Raw genomic sequence first — 16,708 nt, forward strand, 5'->3', positions numbered from 1 at the left:
TATAGCGGGGGAGTGCCGTGCCTGCAGGTGCGGGCGTGACGAGCAGGTGTGTCCAGGACCCCGTCATTGCGAGCGCAGCGAAGCAATCCAGAAATCCCTCCGCGGTGACAGTCTGGATTGCTTCGTCGCTTCGCTCCTCGCAATGACGGTAGGAGAGAGCTCAGCCCGGAATCCGCACCGGCAGCGTCTCATATCCCTTGATGAAGCTCGAATAGATCCGCTTGGGCTCGCCGACCACCTCGATGCGGTCGAAGCGCTTCAGCATCTCCTCCCAGACGATCTTGAGCTGCAGCTCGGCGAGCCGCATGCCGACGCAGCGGTGGATGCCGAAGCCGAAGGAGAGGTGCGTGCGCGGGCGGGGGCGGTCGATGATGAACTCGTCCGGCTTGTCGAACATCTCCTCGTCGCGATTGCCGGAGACGTACCACATCACGACCCGGTCGCCCTTCCTGATGTGCTTGCCGCCGATCTCGGTGTCCTGGAGCGCAGTACGCCGCATATGCGCCAGCGGCGTCTGCCAGCGGATCACCTCCGGCACCATGGAATCGATCAGCTCCGGATTTTCGCGCAGCTTGTCGTACTGCTCCGGGTTCTCGTTCAGCGCCAGCACCGAGCCGGTCATGGTGTTGCGCGTGGTGTCGTTGCCGCCGACGATGAGCAGGATGATGTTGCCCATGAGGTTGTCGGGGTCCATGTGGCGCGTGGCCTCGTTGTGGGCCATCAGCGACAACAGGTCGTTGCGCGGCGCGGAGTTGACACGCTCGTTCCAGAGCTTGGACATGTAGGCGTAGCACTCGTCCATCTCGCGGCGGCGCTCTTCGGCGCTGGCGACGATGCCGCTCTTGGGCAGCGCGGTGGAAACATCGGACCAGCGCGTCAACTTGCGCCGCTCCTCCCAGGGGAAGTCGAACAGGGTCGCCAGCATCTGCGTGGTCAGCTCGATGGAGACGCGCTCGACGAAGTTGAACGTCTCGTTGCGCGGCAGATTGTCCAGCACGGTCTGCGAGCGCTGGCGGATCAGCTTTGCCAGCTCGTCCAGGTGTGTCGGCGTGAACATCGGCGACACCGTCTTGCGCTGCGCCGAATGCCGGGGCTGGTCCATCGCGATGAAGCTCGGATAGTCGTAGCCTTCCGGCACGTCGCGGATCGAGATGCCGCCGAGCTTGGAATCCGAGGAGAAGATGCCGTGATTGGTGTCGACATGCATGATGTCGTTGTACTTCACCACCGACCAATACGGCTCGATCGGCGCATTGGTGCAGTAATGCACCGGCTCTTCCTTACGCAGCCGCTCGAACCAGGGCCACAGCGTGTCGTCCTGGAACAGCCGGGGCGCGCCGGGGTGGAATTGCGACAACGGCGTCGCATAGGCCTCCTCGCGCGCCTTCCGCATGCGTTCGGCCTTGTCCACTTTAACCGGCGCTTGGATGTTCATGATCGTGGCTCCGTTGCGTTCGACTCACGCAGCAATCTTCACCGGCAGCGTTTCGATACCCTTTACAAAACTCGAATAGACCCGAGTGGGTTCGCCGACCACATCAATATGGTCGAACCGCTTGAGAATTTCCTCCCAAATAATCTTGAGCTGGAGCTCGGCGAGCCGCAGGCCGACGCAGCGATGGATGCCGAAGCCGAAGGACAGGTGCGTACGCGGGCGGGCGCGGTCGATGATGAACTCGTAGGGCCTGTCGATCACGTCCTCGTCGCGGTTGCCCGAGACGTACCACATCACGACCTTGTCACCCTTCTTGATCTGCTTGCCGCGGAACTCGAAATCGGACAGCGCCGTGCGGCGCATATGCGCGAGCGGCGTCTGCCAGCGGATCACCTCCGGCACGAAACTGTCGAGCAGGTCAGGGTTCTCGCGCAGCTTGCGATATTGCTCCGGATGCTGGCTCAGCGCGAGAAGCGAGCCCGACATGGTGTTGCGCGTGGTGTCGTTGCCGCCGACGATCAGGAGGATAAGATTGCCGAGGAAGTTCTTCGCATCCATGTCGCGCGTAGCAGTGCCATGCGCCATCATCGACAATAGGTCGCTCTTCGGCGGCTGTTCGATGCGCTCCTTCCACAGCCTCGAGAAATAGGCCGCGCATTCGGCGAGTTCGGCCATCCGCTCGTCCTCGGTGGCGACGAGACCGTCCGGGCCGGGAATCGTGGTGGCGACGTCGGACCAGCGCGTCAGCTTGCGGCGATCCTCCCAGGGGAAGTCGAACAGCACCGCCAGCATCTGCGTCGTGAGCTCGATCGAGACGCGATCGACCCAGTCGAACACCTCGCCACGGGGAAGATTGTCCAGGCACTCGGCCGAGCGCTTGCGGATGTTGATGGCGAGATTGTCCAGGTGTGTCGGCGTGAACATCGGCGCCACGGTCTTGCGCTGGGCGGCATGGCGCGGCGGGTCCATCGAGATGAAACTCTCACGGCGCAGATCCGGATCGATGTCGCGGATGGTGATGCCGCCGAGCGCGGAGGCCGAGGAGAACACCGCATGGTTGGTCTCGATCTCCATGATGTCGTTGTAGCGCGTCACCGACCAGTACGGCCCGAACATCGAGTCCTTGCAGTAATGCACGGGATCCTCGCGGCGCAGCCGGTCGAAATAGGGCCAGAACGTATCGGTTCTGAACAATTCGGGGTCGCCGGGATCGAACTGCTCCAGCGGCAGCGACATGGCGCGCTCGCGCAAGGCGTCGAGCTTGGCCGCGCTTTCGATGGTCCCATGCATGACCGTTCTCCCTGGATATGAACCGCGCGTCGTTGAATTCTGCGCTGCGGTATTTGATTTGCAATTACAGCCGGTTGTCTGCGCCGGGGCAAGGGAGAGTTTTGCCACATCCAGCCTTCACGAGCGCGTTGCACGATCGTCACGACGCCACGCGAACGTGACCTCCCGCACGCCGAACGACAGAGAATCGTGCGAGAAACCCGCTGGAATCGAGCTAAATCGAACCCGCTCATCTTGGGGATCGACTAACCTCTGATCTATAGTTTGGCCGGAACAGATCCGCATCCCGAGGTTGCCGCCGTGAACGACATGCAATGGACCCCGATCGGGTCCGAACCCTTGCCCCCGCCGCTGCCGGCGACGCGGGTCGATTTCTCCGGCAGCCGCTCCGAGTTCCGCAAAATGGTCACCAAGGGTGCCATGCTCGAGCTCGTGACCTTCGGCTTCTACCGGTTTTGGCTCGTCACCGACATCCGCCGTCATCTGTGGACGCACACCGCGATCGATGGCGATGCGGCCGAATACACCGGACGGGCCAAGGAGCTCCTGGTCGGCTTCCTGTTCGCGCTCGCGATCCTGTTGCCGATCTATCTCGCCTATTTTCTCATTGGCATCGAGTTCGAGCGCTGGCAGGCCTTTGCCTCGACGCCGCTATTCATCGCCTTCTACGCCTTCGGCCAGTTCGCGATTTTTCGCGCGCGGCGCTACCGCCTGACCCGCACGGTCTGGCGCGGCGTCCGCTTCTGGATGGACGGCTCCGGCTGGGCTTACGCGTTTCGCGCCATGCTATGGGGCTTGCTGGTGCTCCTGACGCTCGGTCTCGCGCTGCCCTGGCGCGCGGCGGCGCTCGAACGCTACAAGATGCGGCACACCCATTACGGCGATCTCCGCGGCGATTTCGACGCCGACGGCTGGACCTTCTTCAAGCGCGGCTGGTGGCTCTGGCTGCTCAGCCCGATCGCGCTGATCATCTTCCCGCTCGCACCGTTCTTCTATGCCGAGTTCAAGGCGCGCGAATGGCGCTGGTGGCTCGACGGCATCCGCATCGGTGGCGTCAGCCTGTCCTCGGAATTGCCTCATGATGCCTTCTACGGCCTGTATTGGAAAGTGATCGGCTGGTGGATGCTGCTCACGGTCGCGTTCGCAGCCTATATGGGCGGCAGCGCCTTCCTGGTCGTCTCGCTCACCGGCGTTTCCGCCGAGGAGATCTTCGCCGGCGACAATGCGACGAAGAGCATCCCGATGGTGGCGATGATGGTGATCGGCTATTTCGCGCTCGCTCTTGCCATCAACATCGTCATGCGGGTCTATCTTCAACGCGATCTTTGGGCCAAGGTGCTGGAGACCGTCGAGGTGCACGACATCGCGGCCGCGGCGGACGTACGCGGCAGCGGTCAGCTTGCCGGCGCGCTCGGCGAAGGCTTTGCCGATGGACTGGATGTTGCAGGATTTTGAGCCTTGAGTGATGTGTTCGCCGATACCCCTGTGCAGTCCGGCAAGCCGACAATCTTCTTCGACGGCGTGTCCAGCCGCAGGCGGCAGGTGACGCTGATCCTCGGCGATGCGCTCGAGATCCACGAAGAGGGCGGAACGCTCCTTCATTGGCCCTATGCCGACATTCGCCGTGCCGACAGTCCGCCCGGAATCCTGCGCCTGGCTGCGACGTCCGCACCGCCTCTGGCGCGGCTGGAGATCCGCGATGCCGCGCTTGCCGCGGAGGTGGCGGCCCGCTGCACGCGGCTCGACGAGCACCGGACGACGCGCAGCGGCGTCGCGAAAATCGTGGGCTGGTCGGTTGCCGCCGCCGTCTCCATCGTCTGCGTCGTCCTGTTCGGCGTTCCGCTCGCCGCCGACCGGCTCGCGCCGCTGGTGCCGAAGCCCGTGGAACGGCGCATCGGCGATGCCGCCGAAGTGCAGATGAAGACCATCTTCGGCCGCGGCGTGTGCGAAGACCCCGCGGGCAAGGCCGCGTTCACGAAGCTCGTCAACCGCCTGCGCGATGCGGCCGGCCTCGACGACACAATGACGGCCGGCGTGCTGCCGAGCTCGATACCGAATGCCTTCGCGCTGCCCGGCGGCAAGGTGTTCGTGCTGAAGGGCCTGCTCGACAAGGCCGAAAGTCCCGACGAGCTCGCCGGCATCCTCGCCCACGAGCTCGGCCATCTCAAGCATTACGACAACATGCGCGGCCTGATCTACAACGGCGGCACCTCGTTCCTGATCGGCCTCTTGTTCGGCGACATCACCGGCTCCTCGGCCGTGATCTTCGCCTCGCGCAGCCTGGTCGAAGCGTCCTATTCGCGCGAAGCCGAGACCGGCGCCGACACTTTCGCGATCGAGATCATGCATGCGCTCGGCCGGTCGCCGAAGCCCGCGGCCCAGCTGATGTTCCGCATCACCGGCAAAGAGGGCGGCTCCGGCCTGACGAATATCCTCGCCAGCCATCCGCTGACCGAGGACCGCCTCGCGCGCATGACGAAGGAGGACCGGCCCGCCAGCGGCCCGCCGCTGCTGACCGACAAGGAGTGGCAGGCACTGAAGGGCATTTGCGGCAGCGGGAAGGTGTGACGGCCCGCTCCTAGCGCATCACTTCGCCGGCGCAGCAGGGGGATTCGATCCGGTGGTGACGTTCGGCGCCGTGTTCGGATTCGAGGTCGTGGTCTGGGGACCGAACTCGCGACCATTGTAGAAGAAGACGGCCGCGACCACGGCGATCACGAAGATCGCGCCGACCGCCCAGCCCACCGGGCTGTTGCGGCGCGCACGGTCAGTCCTGGGGTCATCATTCTGATAGGTCATCGTGCTCTCCCTGTTGGTGCAGGAGAACCTCGCGCGGTGGAAGCTGTTCCTAAAACGCGCCCAGCACTTACCGCGTTCCGTAGGCGCGGTCGCCGGCATCGCCGAGGCCAGGCAGGATGAACCCGTTGTCGTCGAGCCCTTCATCCACGGCGGCCGTCCAGATCGGCACGTCCGGATGCAATCCGCGCAGCCGTTCGAGCCCCTCCGGGGCGGCGATCAGGCAGGCGAGGCGGATGTCCCTGGCGCCGCGCTCCTTCAGCCGGTCGATGGCGGCGACGGCGGTGTTGGCGGTGGCGACCACCGGCGTCACCACGATGGCGAGGCGCTCGCTGAGGTCAGACGGCGATTTGAAGAAATACTCCACCGCGGCAAAGCTGTGCGGCTCGCGGTAGAGCCCGATATGGGCGACGCGCGCGGTCGGCACCAGATCCATCATGCCGTCGACGAAGGTGGTGCCGGCGCGCAGCATCGGCACGAATACCAGCTTCTTGCCGGCGATCTTGGCCGAGTGCATCGTCGCCAGCGGCGTCTCGATCACGGTGTCGGTGAGCGGCAGGTCGCGCGTCACCTCGTAGCACAGCAGCATGCCGATCTCCTTGATCAGCTCGCGGAACGACTTGGTCGAGATGGACTTGTCCCGCACCAGCGTCAGCTTGTGCTGCACCAGCGGATGATCGACGATCGTGACGCCTTCCATGATGAGATGCTCTTGCTTTTCCCTTCTCCCCTTGTGGGAGAAGGTGGCGCGAAGCGCCGGATGAGGGGTATCTCTCCGCGAACTCCAACTGAGAGATGTGCCCGCGGCGACAACCCCTCACCCGGCTTCGCTTCGCGAAGCCACCCTCTCCCACTAGGGGAGAGGGTTTAAAACACCGTGCCGTCGCTGATCACCTTGAGCGGCGGCGATCCATCGGGACGGCGTGCAAATGCGATGGCGCGGCCCGCCGCCCACGTGCCGCCTTCGAGGATGCTCGCAAGCGGCAAGGTCCGAGGGGTGCGGCCGAGCTTGGAGCGAATGCGCTCCGCCAACCTGTCGAGCAATGCAATCGTCAGCGCGCGCCACTCCACGACGAGCAGCGAATCCACTTCATGCGCACGCGCGGCATCGGCGGCATCGCGCAGGCGCAGCACGTCATGATCGACGAACAGACCGCCGTTGCGGTATTCGGCGAGCCCGGTCAGGCCATCGATATCGGTCACCTCAAAGCCGGCGCGCTGCAGCGGCTCGATCAGCGAATAGCTCAGCCATTGCGACAGCTTGTGCAGCGGCACGAGGCCTGCCGTGCCGTCGTCCGCCTTGATCGCCGGATGCCGCCAGCAATCGCCGAGCGGAATGCCGCCGAGTTCGAGTCGCGAGGGCCAGATCGGTCCAAGCCGGTTCAGGACGGCCGACAGAATCGCGGGCGCGGCAATGGCGCCGCCACTCGCTTGCGCCGCGATATGATCGAACAGCCCGCCCGGCCGCGGCGTATCGTGCAGGCCGAAGATTTCAGGGCGCGCTGCAACTTGCTTGCCCAGGCGACGCAGCAGATCGGTGCGCCCCTCGAGGCCGAGCAGCGGATTGTTGTCAGTTACACGAAACCCTGATCGGAGCCGATCGATGGACAACTGCGCGATCACATCCGCATCGACGCGGAAGGGAGAGCGTGGATCGCCGGAAAACGCGCCCTCCACAAACATGTTGAGACTGGCAAGCGCAAGTCCCTCGGATCGACCGAAATCCATCCTCGTCTTGGCGTCCCGGTAGCGCCAGGTAGCGCCGGCGCCGGCATCCAGCAGCACGCTGACGATCGCAAGATCGAATTCGGCGCGCGCACGCGCGGCGCGATCCGGCCAAGACGCGACTTCCACTTCCTCTAAGGACGACCAGCGGTCGATGCCGCCGAGCACGAAGTGCCGCCAGCGCGCATGAAAGGGAATGTCGAGTGTCGGATAGGCTTTACGGGTCACCGCGAGCACGGCATCGGCAACGCCATCGATGCGGTCGAGATCGACCGTGAAATGGGTGAGCCCGCCGGCAAGGCCGAGCTCGAGCATCTGTCCGGCGCGCGCGCGCACCGCCTTTGCGGTGAGCAGCGCGCGTGCCTGCGATTCCAAAGCGTCCGCCATCGCGATCAGTATTTTTCCAGCGAACGCCCGACCACGCCGTTCACGTCCTTTTCCGGTGCGATGTCGGTCGAGTAGTAGCCCGCGGCCTTCTTGGCGGCGATCTCGACATGGGCGTCGGCGGGAATCAGCTCCAGCGGGATCGGCACACGCTCGACGATGTCGATGCCTTGCGAGGTCAACGCGTCGTATTTCATGTCGCTCATCGACAGGAAGCGGTCAATGCGCTTGAGGCCGAGCCAGTGGATCGTATCCGGCATCAATTGCTGGAAGCGCGCGTCCTGGACGCCAGCCACGCACTCGGTGCGCTCGAAATAAGCGGCGGCCGCATCGCCGTCCTCCTGCCGCTTGCGCGCATTGTAGACCAGGAATTTGGTGACCTCACCGAGCGCGCGGCCTTCTTTGCGGTTGTAGACGACCAGCCCGAGCCCGCCCTCCTGCGCGCCGCGCGCGGATTCCTCGATGCCGTGGATCAGATAGGGCCGGCAGGTGCAGATGTCGGAGCCGAACACATCGGACCCGTTGCACTCGTCATGCACGCGGCAGGTGATCCTGGTGCGATGGTCCGGCAGTTTCGTCACGTCGCCGAACAGGTAGACCGTGGTGCCGCCGATCGGCGGCAGGAACACCTTCATGTCCGGGCGCGTCACCAGCTCCGGGAACATGCCGGCGGTCTGCTCGAACAGCGTGCGCCGCAGCTCGGTCTCGCCGGTGCCGAAGCGCGCCGCAAGGCCCGGCAGGTACCACACCGGATCGATCGCGATCTTCACCACCGACACGCTGCCATTGGCGTGCACGACCTCGCCATCGGCGCGCAGCCGCTTTGCGGCAAGCGCATCGCGAATCTCCGGCAGGTCGAGCCGCGCCCGAGTCACCGCGATGCTCGGGCGGATGTCCGCGCCCTCGGCGATCTCCTGGCGAAAATTCTCGGCGACCAGATGCCCCCAGGGATCGAGCGCGACGATTTTTGTGGGATCGGTCCATTGCTCGAACGGACCGATGGTGGCGGCCGGAAAGGTATTGGTGAGGTCAGGACGCCTGATCGGGTCCAGCGCCCCGGCGGAGACCGCGAGCGCGCGGTACATCGCGTAGGACCCGCCATGGCTGCCGATCACGTTGCGATCCCCGGCGCGCGACACCGTACCGATGATCGGCCCGCGCGCGCGCGCATCAGCGGCGCCCCAATGGATGGGAAAGGCGGCCTTCCTGCCCGGCTCCGGATGGGAGGTCAGGCGGATGTGGTCGGTACGGTTGGCACGGCTCATGTCCAGGCTCCCAAAAAGCCAACGGCCCGCCGCTCGGACGGGCCTGGCTCACTTGCGACGCCGAACCGGCGGCGCAAGCTCAATCCAACATATTGTAGCGGCCCGCGACGACAGACAAGTTAATCGTGGCCGGGCGCAGGGGCCGTTCGGGGCCAAATTCCCGTCATCGGGCCTGCCGACGCCGCTCATCGCGTTCGCCGCCTGCCGGTGAGGCCGGTTTAAAGAATTGAAATAGTTTCGTTTTTCGTGTTTTCAAGGAGGCGTTGCTTCGTGCGGCCGGCTTCAAGTCCGGTGCACTGCGCCGCCCCCGCCCTGGAGACTGCTATGCCTGCCGCCAGCTACATCGATCCCCGCAACGGAAAGCTCTATCCCTTGGACCAGCCGCGCTGGTGCTCGGACGAGCGCACGCCGCTGCTGGTGACGCCGGGGGCGGGCATCTCACGCGAGGACATCGATGGCCGGACGCGGTCGCTCTGGCGCTACCGGGCGGCGCTGCCGGTCGAGATCGAGAACCCGATTACGCTCGGCGAGGGCTGCACGCCGCTGGTCCAGCAGGACTGGGGCGCGTTGCGCCCGCTGTTCAAGCTCGAATGGTTCAACCCGACAGGCAGCTTCAAGGACCGCGGCTCGGCGGTGATGCTGTCGTTCCTGCGACAGATCGGCGTCGACGCCATTCTGGAGGATTCCTCCGGCAACGGCGGCTCATCCATGGCGGGGCTGGGTGCGGCCGGCGGCATGCGCGTCAAGATTCTGGCGCCGGCCTCGACGTCGCCGGCCAAGATCGCGCAGGTGCGCGCCTACGGCGCGACCGTGCAGCTCGTGGAGGGCCCGCGCGAGGAATCCGAAGCCGAGGCCATCCGCCAGTCGAACCAGACCTTCTACGCCAGCCACAATTGGCAGCCATTCTTCCTCGAAGGCACCAAGTCGCTGGCCTACGAGATCTGGGAAGATCTGGGATTCCGCGCGCCCGACAACATCATCGTTCCCGTCGGCGCCGGCAGCAGTCTGCTGGGTTGCGCCTTCGGCTTCCGCGAGCTGTTGAAGGCCGGGCAGATCTCGAAACTGCCGCGCCTGTTCGCGGCGCAGCCGCTCAATTGCTCGCCGATCGATGCAAGCTTCAAGGCCGGTGTCGATACGCCGGTCGCGCGCGAGGTGAGCAAGACCGTTGCCGAGGGCACCGCGATCAAGACTCCCCTCCGCCTGCGTGAGATCATCGCCGCCCTGCGCGAGAGCGGCGGCGGCACCATCGCGCTCACCGAGGACGAGATCGTCGCCGCCCTGCGCCGCCTCGCGCGCCAGGGCCTGTTTGCCGAGCCGACCAGCGCCAGCGCGGCTGCGGCGCTCGACAAGCTCGCCGCAACCGGCGCCATCAATGCGAACGAGACCACGGTGGCCGTTCTCACCGGCACCGGCCTCAAGGCCGCAACCACCGTCGCCGATCTCGTGCAGTAGGCTCGCGCTTACCCTCCCGCTCCAGGCTCCTGGAGAGGCTTGGAGAGAGAACGCGAGCGCCCGCCGGCGTCCGCCAGCACCTTCCACTGGAACAGCGGCGAGTCCTTTGGCGGCGAGAGCTGCGGGGTCCAGCCGGTGAGCTTTTCGATCACATAGGTGTCCGTCACGACGCCGCGCCAGCGGCGTTCGACCGTGGCGAGTTGCTCGCGCTGCGCCGGAATGTGCTCCCACAGCGATGCGCGGTTGTCCGGCTCGCGCCCGACATAGATGCCGGCATGACCCTTGATCCTGTCCATGCCGGGGTCGCGGAAATCCTGGAAACGGCCGCGCTCGTTGATCTCGATCACGGGCACGCGGCCCCGGAACAGCCAGCGCATCATGGCGTAGGTGCGGTAGTCCGTGGTTGCGATCCAGGTCGCGCCTGTCGCGTCGAGGGCGGCTTGCGCCCGCGCGGCGACCTGCTCGTAGCCGGCCTCGGCGCCGATCGGGTCGATCTTGCCGAGCAGATTCCAGGGCGCGGCAACGTAGTAGAGGAACACGATGATGACGAAGGGAATGCCTAAGACGATCGCTGTCCTGGCCCAGAACAGCGAGGACCTCAGCATTCGGGCGGACCATCCCTCTTTCCTCATCGTGACGAGATTGACCGCGGTGGCGGCAAAACCGACTGGCCACATGAACATCGGCCAGGTGTCGCCGACGCGCAGCGTCAGCGACTTGAAGAGGAAGTAGGCGAACGGCACCAGCACCGCCGTCGACAAAAGGATCGCGACTGGCTCGCGCGTGCGATAGCCGCGCCACGCCGTCAGCACCAGGCCCGTCAGCACCACCGGCAGCAAGACGAAACCGACCAGGCCGAATTGCAGGCCGATGTAATCGCCGATCGTACGCAGCGAGACGCCGTAATTGGCGGTGGCGCGCACGCCCTGGAAACGGAACGAGGCCCAGTCGTGCTGCACGTTCCAGATCAGCACCGGCGAGAACACCGCTATCGCGACCAGGACGGCGAGATAGGGGTACGGACTGCGCAGCCAGCGCCAGCGCCAATCCGGCACCAGCAGAAAGGCGGCAACGGCCGGCGCGAACATGATCACAGTAAATTTCGACAGCATCGCGAGGCCCGCGAACAGACCGGCCGCCAACCACCAGCGGCCATCGCCGCTTTGCGCCAGCCGCACCAGCGACCACATCATCGCGACCGCGAACGGGATCATCGCGACATCGGGCGCAACCTTGGCCATCAACAGGCCGTAATAAAGCGCGGCCTCCGGCATCAGCACCGCGAACACGATCGCGCGCGCATCATGGGTGAGGCGGCGGACGATGTCAGCGAGCAATAGCTGCGTCACCAGCATCGCGACGATGCCGCCGAAGCGGACGCCGAGATTGGTGTCGCCGAAGATCGCGGTTCCGAAGCGGATCAGCCAGGCGATGCCGGGCGGATGATCGAGGAAGCTGAGCGCAGCCTCCTTCGACCAGGTCCAGTAATAGGCTTCGTCGGTGCGCAGCTCGATGGCCGAGGCATAGACGATGCGGAGCAGCGTCATCGCGGCGATGATCGCTGCGGCCATGAGGATCAGACGCCGTTCGGCGCCGTCAGGCTTTGCAGAGATGTCGGGAGCGATCGTCACGGCGGCGCTTTTCCCCGACTTGGAAGGGGGAGTCAATGTGGGGCCGTCGTCCCTGTGATCCTGCTGGCTGTCCATATCGGAAATTAAAGGTTACGCTGGCTGGTCTCCTCCAGGACCTGACACAACCGAATCATGGCCACCGCTCCCACACAGATGTCAGTCGTCCGCGCCGCCGGGGTGCGGCAGGTGCGACTCGTTTGCGGCATCATCCTGTTCGCCTTTGTGGTCAGTCATTTCCTCAACCACGCGCTCGGCAACATCTCGGTCGATGCCATGGAGACCGGGGTCTACTACCACACGCTGTTCTGGCAGTTCCTCCCGGTCGCGATCGTGTTCTACACGGCCGCCCTCACCCATATGGGCCTCGGCGTCTACGCGCTGTATCAGCGCCGCCAGTTCCGCTGGCGAACGATCGAGCCGCTCCAGCTCGTGCTCGGCTTGAGCATCCCCGTCCTCGTCATGGGCCATGTCATCGGCGTGCGGCTCGCGCAGACGCTGTACGGACACGAGAAGCTGTATCCGCAGGAGCTCTATTTGTTCTTCGTCGCGGCGCCGGGCCTGCTCTGGCAGATGACGATCCTGCTTCTCATCGCCTGGGTGCACGGCTGCATCGGCGTCTATTTCTGGCTTCGGCTGAAGCCGTTCTTCACGCGCGCGGCGCCCTATCTGCTCGCGGCCGCCGTGCTGATCCCGACGCTATCGCTGCTCGGCATCTACCAGGGCGGCCGCAGCGTCGCCGCCGACAGTGACGACGGCGAATGGCGTAAGCAGCATCTCACCCGCAGCAAGGTCGGCACGGTTGCGGAAGGCAACACGCTCGAGCGCATCGCGGGCGGTCTCACCATGGGCTATTTCGGTCTGTTGGGACTGGTGCTGGCGGCGCGCGGCGTGCGCGCCCTGCGCGAACGGCGCGGCGGCATGATCGCGCTGTCCTACGGCAACGGCAAGACGGTGCGGGTCCCCAAGGGCCTGTCGGTGCTGGAGGCGAGCCTGCGCCACAACGTGCCGCACGCCAGCGTCTGCGGCGGCCGCGCCCGCTGCTCGACCTGCCGCATCCGTATCATCGGCGATCATGATGCCCTGCCCACTCCGTCGCAGCGCGAGGCTTTCGTGCTCACCCGCGTCGGCACCGCCGATCCCTCGATCAGATTGGCCTGTCAGCTGCGTCCGACCTCCGATCTCTCGTTCTTCCAACTCTTCGCAGCTCACACGCATGCAACGGACGGAGCCTCGACATCGGCCAGTATCGGCCAGGAGCGCTATCTCGTCAGCCTGTTCGTGGACATGCGCGGCTCGACGCAGCTGGCCGAGAAGCGCCTGCCGTTCGACACGGTCTTCATCGTCAACCGCTTCCTCGGCGCGGTGTCGCAAGCGGTAATCGAGAACGGCGGCCAGCCGAACCAGTTCGTCGGCGACGGCATGCTGGCGCTGTTCGGACTCGCGGCCGACCCGCAAACCGCCTGCCGGCAGGCGATGAAGGCAGCCGCGGGAATCGCTGCGCATATCGACGAGCTCAACGATCTCCTGAGCCACGATCTGCGCCAGCCGATCCGCTTCGGCATCGGCATCCACGGCGGCGAGGTCATCATCGGCGACATCGGCTATCGCGATCACATCGTCTTCACCGCGCTCGGCGATGCCGTCAACGTCGCCGCCCGCTTGCAGGACATGACCAAGACGCTGGCCTGCGAGGCCGTCGTCTCGGATGAAGTCCGCCGTACAGCTGATATTTCCGACGACGCACTGCCGCAGCAGGAGGTCGCCATCCGCGGCCGCGACCAGCCGCTCGCAGTGCGCGTGGTGGCGAATGCGAGGGAGCTGGCGGCGCTGGTCGATCGCAGCAAGCGCGTGGCGGCGTGATTCTTTACCTCTCCCCGTAAGAACGGGGCGAGGGAGCGCACCGTCGTCGCGGCCTACTGCTCGTCAATCTCGTTACGAGCACAACACCGGCCTGCTGCAACGCAGCGGCATGGGCTTGCTGCGAAAGCGCGAATTGACTTCACGCAAATGGTTGCGACAGATGAGCGCAGGATCGTGGTGATGACCGCCGATCCAACGAGAAGCTCCGGGAGGAGAAAGAATGTTCGATCGACGCGACCTGCTCAAGGGAGCAGGCCTTGCCGCCATGGCGGCCACACTGAATTCCACCAAGGCGCTGGCCCTCGACACGGTGACCCTGCCCTTCGCCAATGGCGAACGGCCGCTGGTGAAATATCCGCAGAAGCGGCCGATGATCGGCCTGACCAGCCGGCCGCCGCAGCTCGAGACCCCGTTTGCGGTGTTCAACGACGGCCCGATCACGCCGAACAACGCGTTCTTCGTGCGCTACCACCTCTCCGACCTGCCCTACGATCTCAACCCCGACAAGTTCACGCTGGAGGTCAAGGGCAAGGTCGACAAGCCGCTGAAATTGTCGCTGAAGGACATCCGCAAGATGAAGGCGACGGAGATCGTCGCCGTCAACCAGTGCTCCGGCAACAGCCGCGGCTTCTTCGAGCCGCGCGTCGCCGGCGGTCAGCTCGCCAACGGCGCGATGGGTTGCGCGCGCTGGCGCGGCGTGCCGCTGAAGAACGTGCTGGAGATGGCCGGCGTGCACAGCGGCGCCAGGCAGGTCACCTTCAACGGCATGGACGGACCGGTCAACGACAAGACGCCGGATTTCATCAAGGCACTCGACATCGATCACGCCACCGACGGCGAGGTGATGCTGGCCTATGCCATGAACGGCGAGGACCTGCCGTTCCTCAACGGCTTTCCGCTGCGCCTGATCGTGCCCGGCTATTTCGGCACCTACTGGGTCAAGCACCTCAACGAGATCACCGTCATCGACGACGTTTATGACGGCTTCTGGATGAAGTCGGCCTACCGCATCCCCGACACGCCGAACAATGCGGTCGAGCCGGGCACCGCGCCAAAGGCGACGATCCCGATCAACCGCTTCACCATCCGCTCCTTCATCACCAGCGTCCCCGATGGCGCCAAGCTGAAGGCGGGAGCCGTGACCCTGCGCGGCATCGCGTTCGATGGCGGCAAGGGCATCAAGCAGGTCGAGGTCTCCACCGACGGCGGCAAGACCTGGGTCGGCGCCAAGCTCGGCAAGGACCTCGGCAAGTACGCCTTCCGCAATTGGAAGCTGCCGGTGAAGCTCGCGGCCGGCAGCCACGAGCTCAAGGTCCGCGCCACCGGCAATGGCGGCGAGACCCAGCCGGACATGCCGCGCTGGAACCCGGCGGGTTACTTGCGCAACGTCGTCGAAACCGTTCGCGTCAGCGTGGCCTGAAGGAGACTGATCATGCAGCGCATCGTTCTCCTCGCCATCACGCTCGCCGTCGCCGCATTGATGGGCTCGTCACTTGCAGCGCCCGTCAATTACAAGACCCCGGACGAAGTCGCCGCCTTCAAGCCCGGTCCCAATCTCGAGGTCGTGCAGGGCAATTGCAGCGCCTGCCATTCGTCCGACTACGTCGCCACGCAGCCGCCGATGAAGGACAAGAGGGCGTTCTGGCAGGCCGAGGTGACCAAGATGATCAAGGTCTATGGCGCACCGATCGACGATGCCGATGTCGGCAAGATCGTCGATTATCTGACCGCGACCTACTGAGGGATGGCATCACGCGCTCCTGCCATTTGACCGCGAAACGGGCAAAACCGGCAAAAACGCCGCGAAGTTGAGCGGAATTCGGCGAAATGGCGATGTGGTTTGAGCTACCAAGCCTGCCACATTCCGCGTATCCTGTTAGGACCGAACCGGCCGGTTGGCGGGGACTGGCGGTTCGAGATCTCGGAGGAAGACCCGCGGAGAAGTCGTGATGGCTAAAGGTACGGTCAAGTGGTTCAACCCGACGAAGGGTTATGGATTCATCCAGCCTGCGTCGGGTGGCAAGGATGTGTTCGTGCATATCTCGGCGGTGCAGAAGGCCGGTCTGTCGACCCTCAACGAGGGACAGACGGTGGAATACGAAGAGATCGCAAACCGGGGCAAGACCTCCGCGGAAAACCTCAAAGTATAAGCCCGCGCCAGCCTTTGCTGCCTCCCGGATTTGTCCGGGAGCGGGCCAAGAAAAATTTAAGAAGACGGCCGGTGCATTCGACGACAGGCGTTGCGATTGCACGAGGATAGCTATTTTTTCCTTGCGAAGACCGCTCATCGAACCACAGCAATGACAATCGCGACTGCACTTCGCTAACCCACCGGCAGCGGTGCGTCGCGCTTGATCTCCTCCATCACCGCATAAGTTCGCGTCTCGCGCACGCCCGGCATCGACAGCAGGGTCTCGCCGAGAAAGCGCCGATAGGCGGTCATGTCTGCAAGCCGCGCCTTCACAAGATAGTCGAAGCCGCCGGCAACCATGTGACACTCCAGCACTTCAGGGGCGAGCCTCACGGCTCGGGCGAACCGCTCGAAATTGTCGGGCGTGGTCTTGTCGAGCAGCACCTCGACGAACACCAGGAGCCCAAGGCCGAGCCGGTGCGGGTTGAGCCGCGCGCCATAGCCTTCGACAAAGCCCTCGCGCTGCAGGCGCTTCAACCGCTCGCCGATCGAGGTCGGCGACAGCCCGATGCGCTCGGCGAGCTCGACATTGGCGATGCGCCCATCCTCCTGCAGGATCGAGAGGATTTTCCGGTCTGTTCGATCGAGTTCCATATCTTATCTGGCCAAATGGCTAACTCTCTTCATTTTCTAAGGCAAACTGGCTAAATTGTCTATCGAACTACGGTCACGCGGGCCT

At 64.8% G+C, this 16,708-nt stretch carries 15 protein-coding genes; 7 read left to right on the forward strand and 8 right to left on the reverse strand.

Annotated elements, in window-relative coordinates:
* Positions 1 to 160: 160 nt before the first annotated feature.
* Together I6F28_RS27375 and I6F28_RS27380 are read right to left on the reverse strand one after the other, a co-directional pair.
* Positions 161 to 1,435, reverse strand: coding sequence for a cytochrome P450 (locus I6F28_RS27375; protein ID WP_225142102.1), 1,275 nt, complete (start codon positions 1,433 to 1,435; stop codon positions 161 to 163).
* A 24-nt stretch (positions 1,436 to 1,459) separates the two neighbouring features.
* On the reverse strand, positions 1,460 to 2,725 hold the full coding sequence (locus I6F28_RS27380; protein ID WP_036009721.1) for a cytochrome P450: 1,266 nt from the start codon (positions 2,723 to 2,725) through the stop codon (positions 1,460 to 1,462).
* A gap of 309 nt (positions 2,726 to 3,034) precedes the next feature.
* Between I6F28_RS27380 and I6F28_RS27385 the strand changes: the two genes are divergently transcribed.
* A complete protein-coding gene (locus I6F28_RS27385) occupies positions 3,035 to 4,180 on the forward strand; it encodes a DUF898 family protein (protein ID WP_225142239.1) in 1,146 nt (381 codons plus the stop codon).
* A gap of 3 nt (positions 4,181 to 4,183) precedes the next feature.
* Positions 4,184 to 5,293 carry a M48 family metallopeptidase gene (locus I6F28_RS27390; protein ID WP_225142104.1) on the forward strand — a complete coding sequence of 370 codons (1,110 nt, stop codon included), beginning with the start codon at positions 4,184 to 4,186 and terminating at the stop codon, positions 5,291 to 5,293.
* 18 nt (positions 5,294 to 5,311) lie between these two features.
* Here the strand turns inward: I6F28_RS27390 and I6F28_RS27395 are convergent, their stop codons facing one another.
* From I6F28_RS27395 to I6F28_RS27410, 4 genes are all read right to left on the reverse strand, one after another.
* Positions 5,312 to 5,524, reverse strand: a complete 213-nt coding sequence (locus I6F28_RS27395) for a hypothetical protein (RefSeq protein WP_036009716.1) — start codon at positions 5,522 to 5,524, stop codon at positions 5,312 to 5,314.
* Positions 5,525 to 5,591: 67 nt separating this feature from the next.
* Positions 5,592 to 6,221 carry a uracil phosphoribosyltransferase gene (upp, locus tag I6F28_RS27400; RefSeq protein WP_036009715.1) on the reverse strand — a complete coding sequence of 210 codons (630 nt, stop codon included), beginning with the start codon at positions 6,219 to 6,221 and terminating at the stop codon, positions 5,592 to 5,594.
* Between the two features lie 167 nt (positions 6,222 to 6,388).
* Positions 6,389 to 7,633, reverse strand: a complete 1,245-nt coding sequence (locus I6F28_RS27405) for a URC4/urg3 family protein (RefSeq protein WP_036009714.1) — start codon at positions 7,631 to 7,633, stop codon at positions 6,389 to 6,391.
* Between the two features lie 5 nt (positions 7,634 to 7,638).
* The gene (locus I6F28_RS27410) at positions 7,639 to 8,895 is read right to left on the reverse strand and encodes a GTP cyclohydrolase II (protein ID WP_036009713.1); all 1,257 of its coding nucleotides are present in this window, start codon (positions 8,893 to 8,895) and stop codon (positions 7,639 to 7,641) included.
* A 324-nt stretch (positions 8,896 to 9,219) separates the two neighbouring features.
* On the opposite strand from I6F28_RS27410, the gene I6F28_RS27415 reads away from it, so the two are divergent.
* Complete coding sequence (locus I6F28_RS27415; protein ID WP_225142106.1) at positions 9,220 to 10,347, forward strand: threonine synthase; 1,128 nt, start codon at positions 9,220 to 9,222, stop codon at positions 10,345 to 10,347.
* Positions 10,348 to 10,355: 8 nt separating this feature from the next.
* On the opposite strand, the gene I6F28_RS27420 is transcribed toward I6F28_RS27415, so the two are convergent.
* Positions 10,356 to 11,918, reverse strand: a complete 1,563-nt coding sequence (locus tag I6F28_RS27420) for a glycosyltransferase family 39 protein (RefSeq protein WP_225142241.1) — start codon at positions 11,916 to 11,918, stop codon at positions 10,356 to 10,358.
* 192 nt (positions 11,919 to 12,110) lie between these two features.
* Here I6F28_RS27420 and I6F28_RS27425 point away from each other — a divergent pair, with 192 nt between their 5' ends.
* The 4 genes from I6F28_RS27425 to I6F28_RS27440 all read left to right on the forward strand — a co-directional run bounded on the left by I6F28_RS27425 (position 12,111) and on the right by I6F28_RS27440 (position 15,988).
* Positions 12,111 to 13,838 carry an adenylate/guanylate cyclase domain-containing protein gene (locus tag I6F28_RS27425; protein ID WP_225142118.1) on the forward strand — a complete coding sequence of 576 codons (1,728 nt, stop codon included), beginning with the start codon at positions 12,111 to 12,113 and terminating at the stop codon, positions 13,836 to 13,838.
* A gap of 220 nt (positions 13,839 to 14,058) precedes the next feature.
* Positions 14,059 to 15,258 (forward strand): SorA family sulfite dehydrogenase catalytic subunit, encoded by a 1,200-nt coding sequence (sorA, locus tag I6F28_RS27430; protein WP_225142120.1) that lies wholly within the window; start codon positions 14,059 to 14,061, stop codon positions 15,256 to 15,258.
* 12 nt (positions 15,259 to 15,270) lie between these two features.
* Positions 15,271 to 15,579 carry a SorB family sulfite dehydrogenase c-type cytochrome subunit gene (gene sorB / locus I6F28_RS27435; protein ID WP_036009702.1) on the forward strand — a complete coding sequence of 103 codons (309 nt, stop codon included), beginning with the start codon at positions 15,271 to 15,273 and terminating at the stop codon, positions 15,577 to 15,579.
* Between the two features lie 208 nt (positions 15,580 to 15,787).
* Positions 15,788 to 15,988, forward strand: a complete 201-nt coding sequence (locus I6F28_RS27440) for a cold-shock protein (protein WP_008563500.1) — start codon at positions 15,788 to 15,790, stop codon at positions 15,986 to 15,988.
* A gap of 173 nt (positions 15,989 to 16,161) precedes the next feature.
* On the opposite strand, the gene I6F28_RS27445 is transcribed toward I6F28_RS27440, so the two are convergent.
* Positions 16,162 to 16,623: an Lrp/AsnC ligand binding domain-containing protein gene (locus I6F28_RS27445; protein WP_036009699.1), complete on the reverse strand. Its 462-nt coding sequence runs from the start codon at positions 16,621 to 16,623 to the stop codon at positions 16,162 to 16,164.
* Between the last annotated feature and the right edge of the window lie 85 nt (positions 16,624 to 16,708).

The sequence above is a fragment of the Bradyrhizobium sp. NBAIM14 genome (assembly GCF_020193895.1).
Lineage (GTDB): Bacteria > Pseudomonadota > Alphaproteobacteria > Rhizobiales > Xanthobacteraceae > Bradyrhizobium > Bradyrhizobium yuanmingense.

Coding starts and splice junctions, on each gene's coding strand:
- I6F28_RS27445 (WP_036009699.1), bottom strand. CDS start 16,623: ATGGAACTCGATCGAACAGACCGGAAAATCCTCTCGATCCTGCAGGAG.
- I6F28_RS27395 (WP_036009716.1), bottom strand. CDS start 5,524: ATGACCTATCAGAATGATGACCCCAGGACTGACCGTGCGCGCCGCAAC.
- I6F28_RS27420 (WP_225142241.1), bottom strand. CDS start 11,918: ATGGCCGCAGCGATCATCGCCGCGATGACGCTGCTCCGCATCGTCTAT.
- I6F28_RS27380 (WP_036009721.1), bottom strand. CDS start 2,725: ATGCATGGGACCATCGAAAGCGCGGCCAAGCTCGACGCCTTGCGCGAG.
- I6F28_RS27375 (WP_225142102.1), bottom strand. CDS start 1,435: ATGAACATCCAAGCGCCGGTTAAAGTGGACAAGGCCGAACGCATGCGG.
- I6F28_RS27440 (WP_008563500.1), top strand. CDS start 15,788: ATGGCTAAAGGTACGGTCAAGTGGTTCAACCCGACGAAGGGTTATGGA.
- I6F28_RS27415 (WP_225142106.1), top strand. CDS start 9,220: ATGCCTGCCGCCAGCTACATCGATCCCCGCAACGGAAAGCTCTATCCC.
- I6F28_RS27385 (WP_225142239.1), top strand. CDS start 3,035: ATGCAATGGACCCCGATCGGGTCCGAACCCTTGCCCCCGCCGCTGCCG.
- sorB (WP_036009702.1), top strand. CDS start 15,271: ATGCAGCGCATCGTTCTCCTCGCCATCACGCTCGCCGTCGCCGCATTG.
- upp (WP_036009715.1), bottom strand. CDS start 6,221: ATGGAAGGCGTCACGATCGTCGATCATCCGCTGGTGCAGCACAAGCTG.
- I6F28_RS27410 (WP_036009713.1), bottom strand. CDS start 8,895: ATGAGCCGTGCCAACCGTACCGACCACATCCGCCTGACCTCCCATCCG.
- I6F28_RS27405 (WP_036009714.1), bottom strand. CDS start 7,633: ATGGCGGACGCTTTGGAATCGCAGGCACGCGCGCTGCTCACCGCAAAG.
- sorA (WP_225142120.1), top strand. CDS start 14,059: ATGTTCGATCGACGCGACCTGCTCAAGGGAGCAGGCCTTGCCGCCATG.
- I6F28_RS27425 (WP_225142118.1), top strand. CDS start 12,111: ATGGCCACCGCTCCCACACAGATGTCAGTCGTCCGCGCCGCCGGGGTG.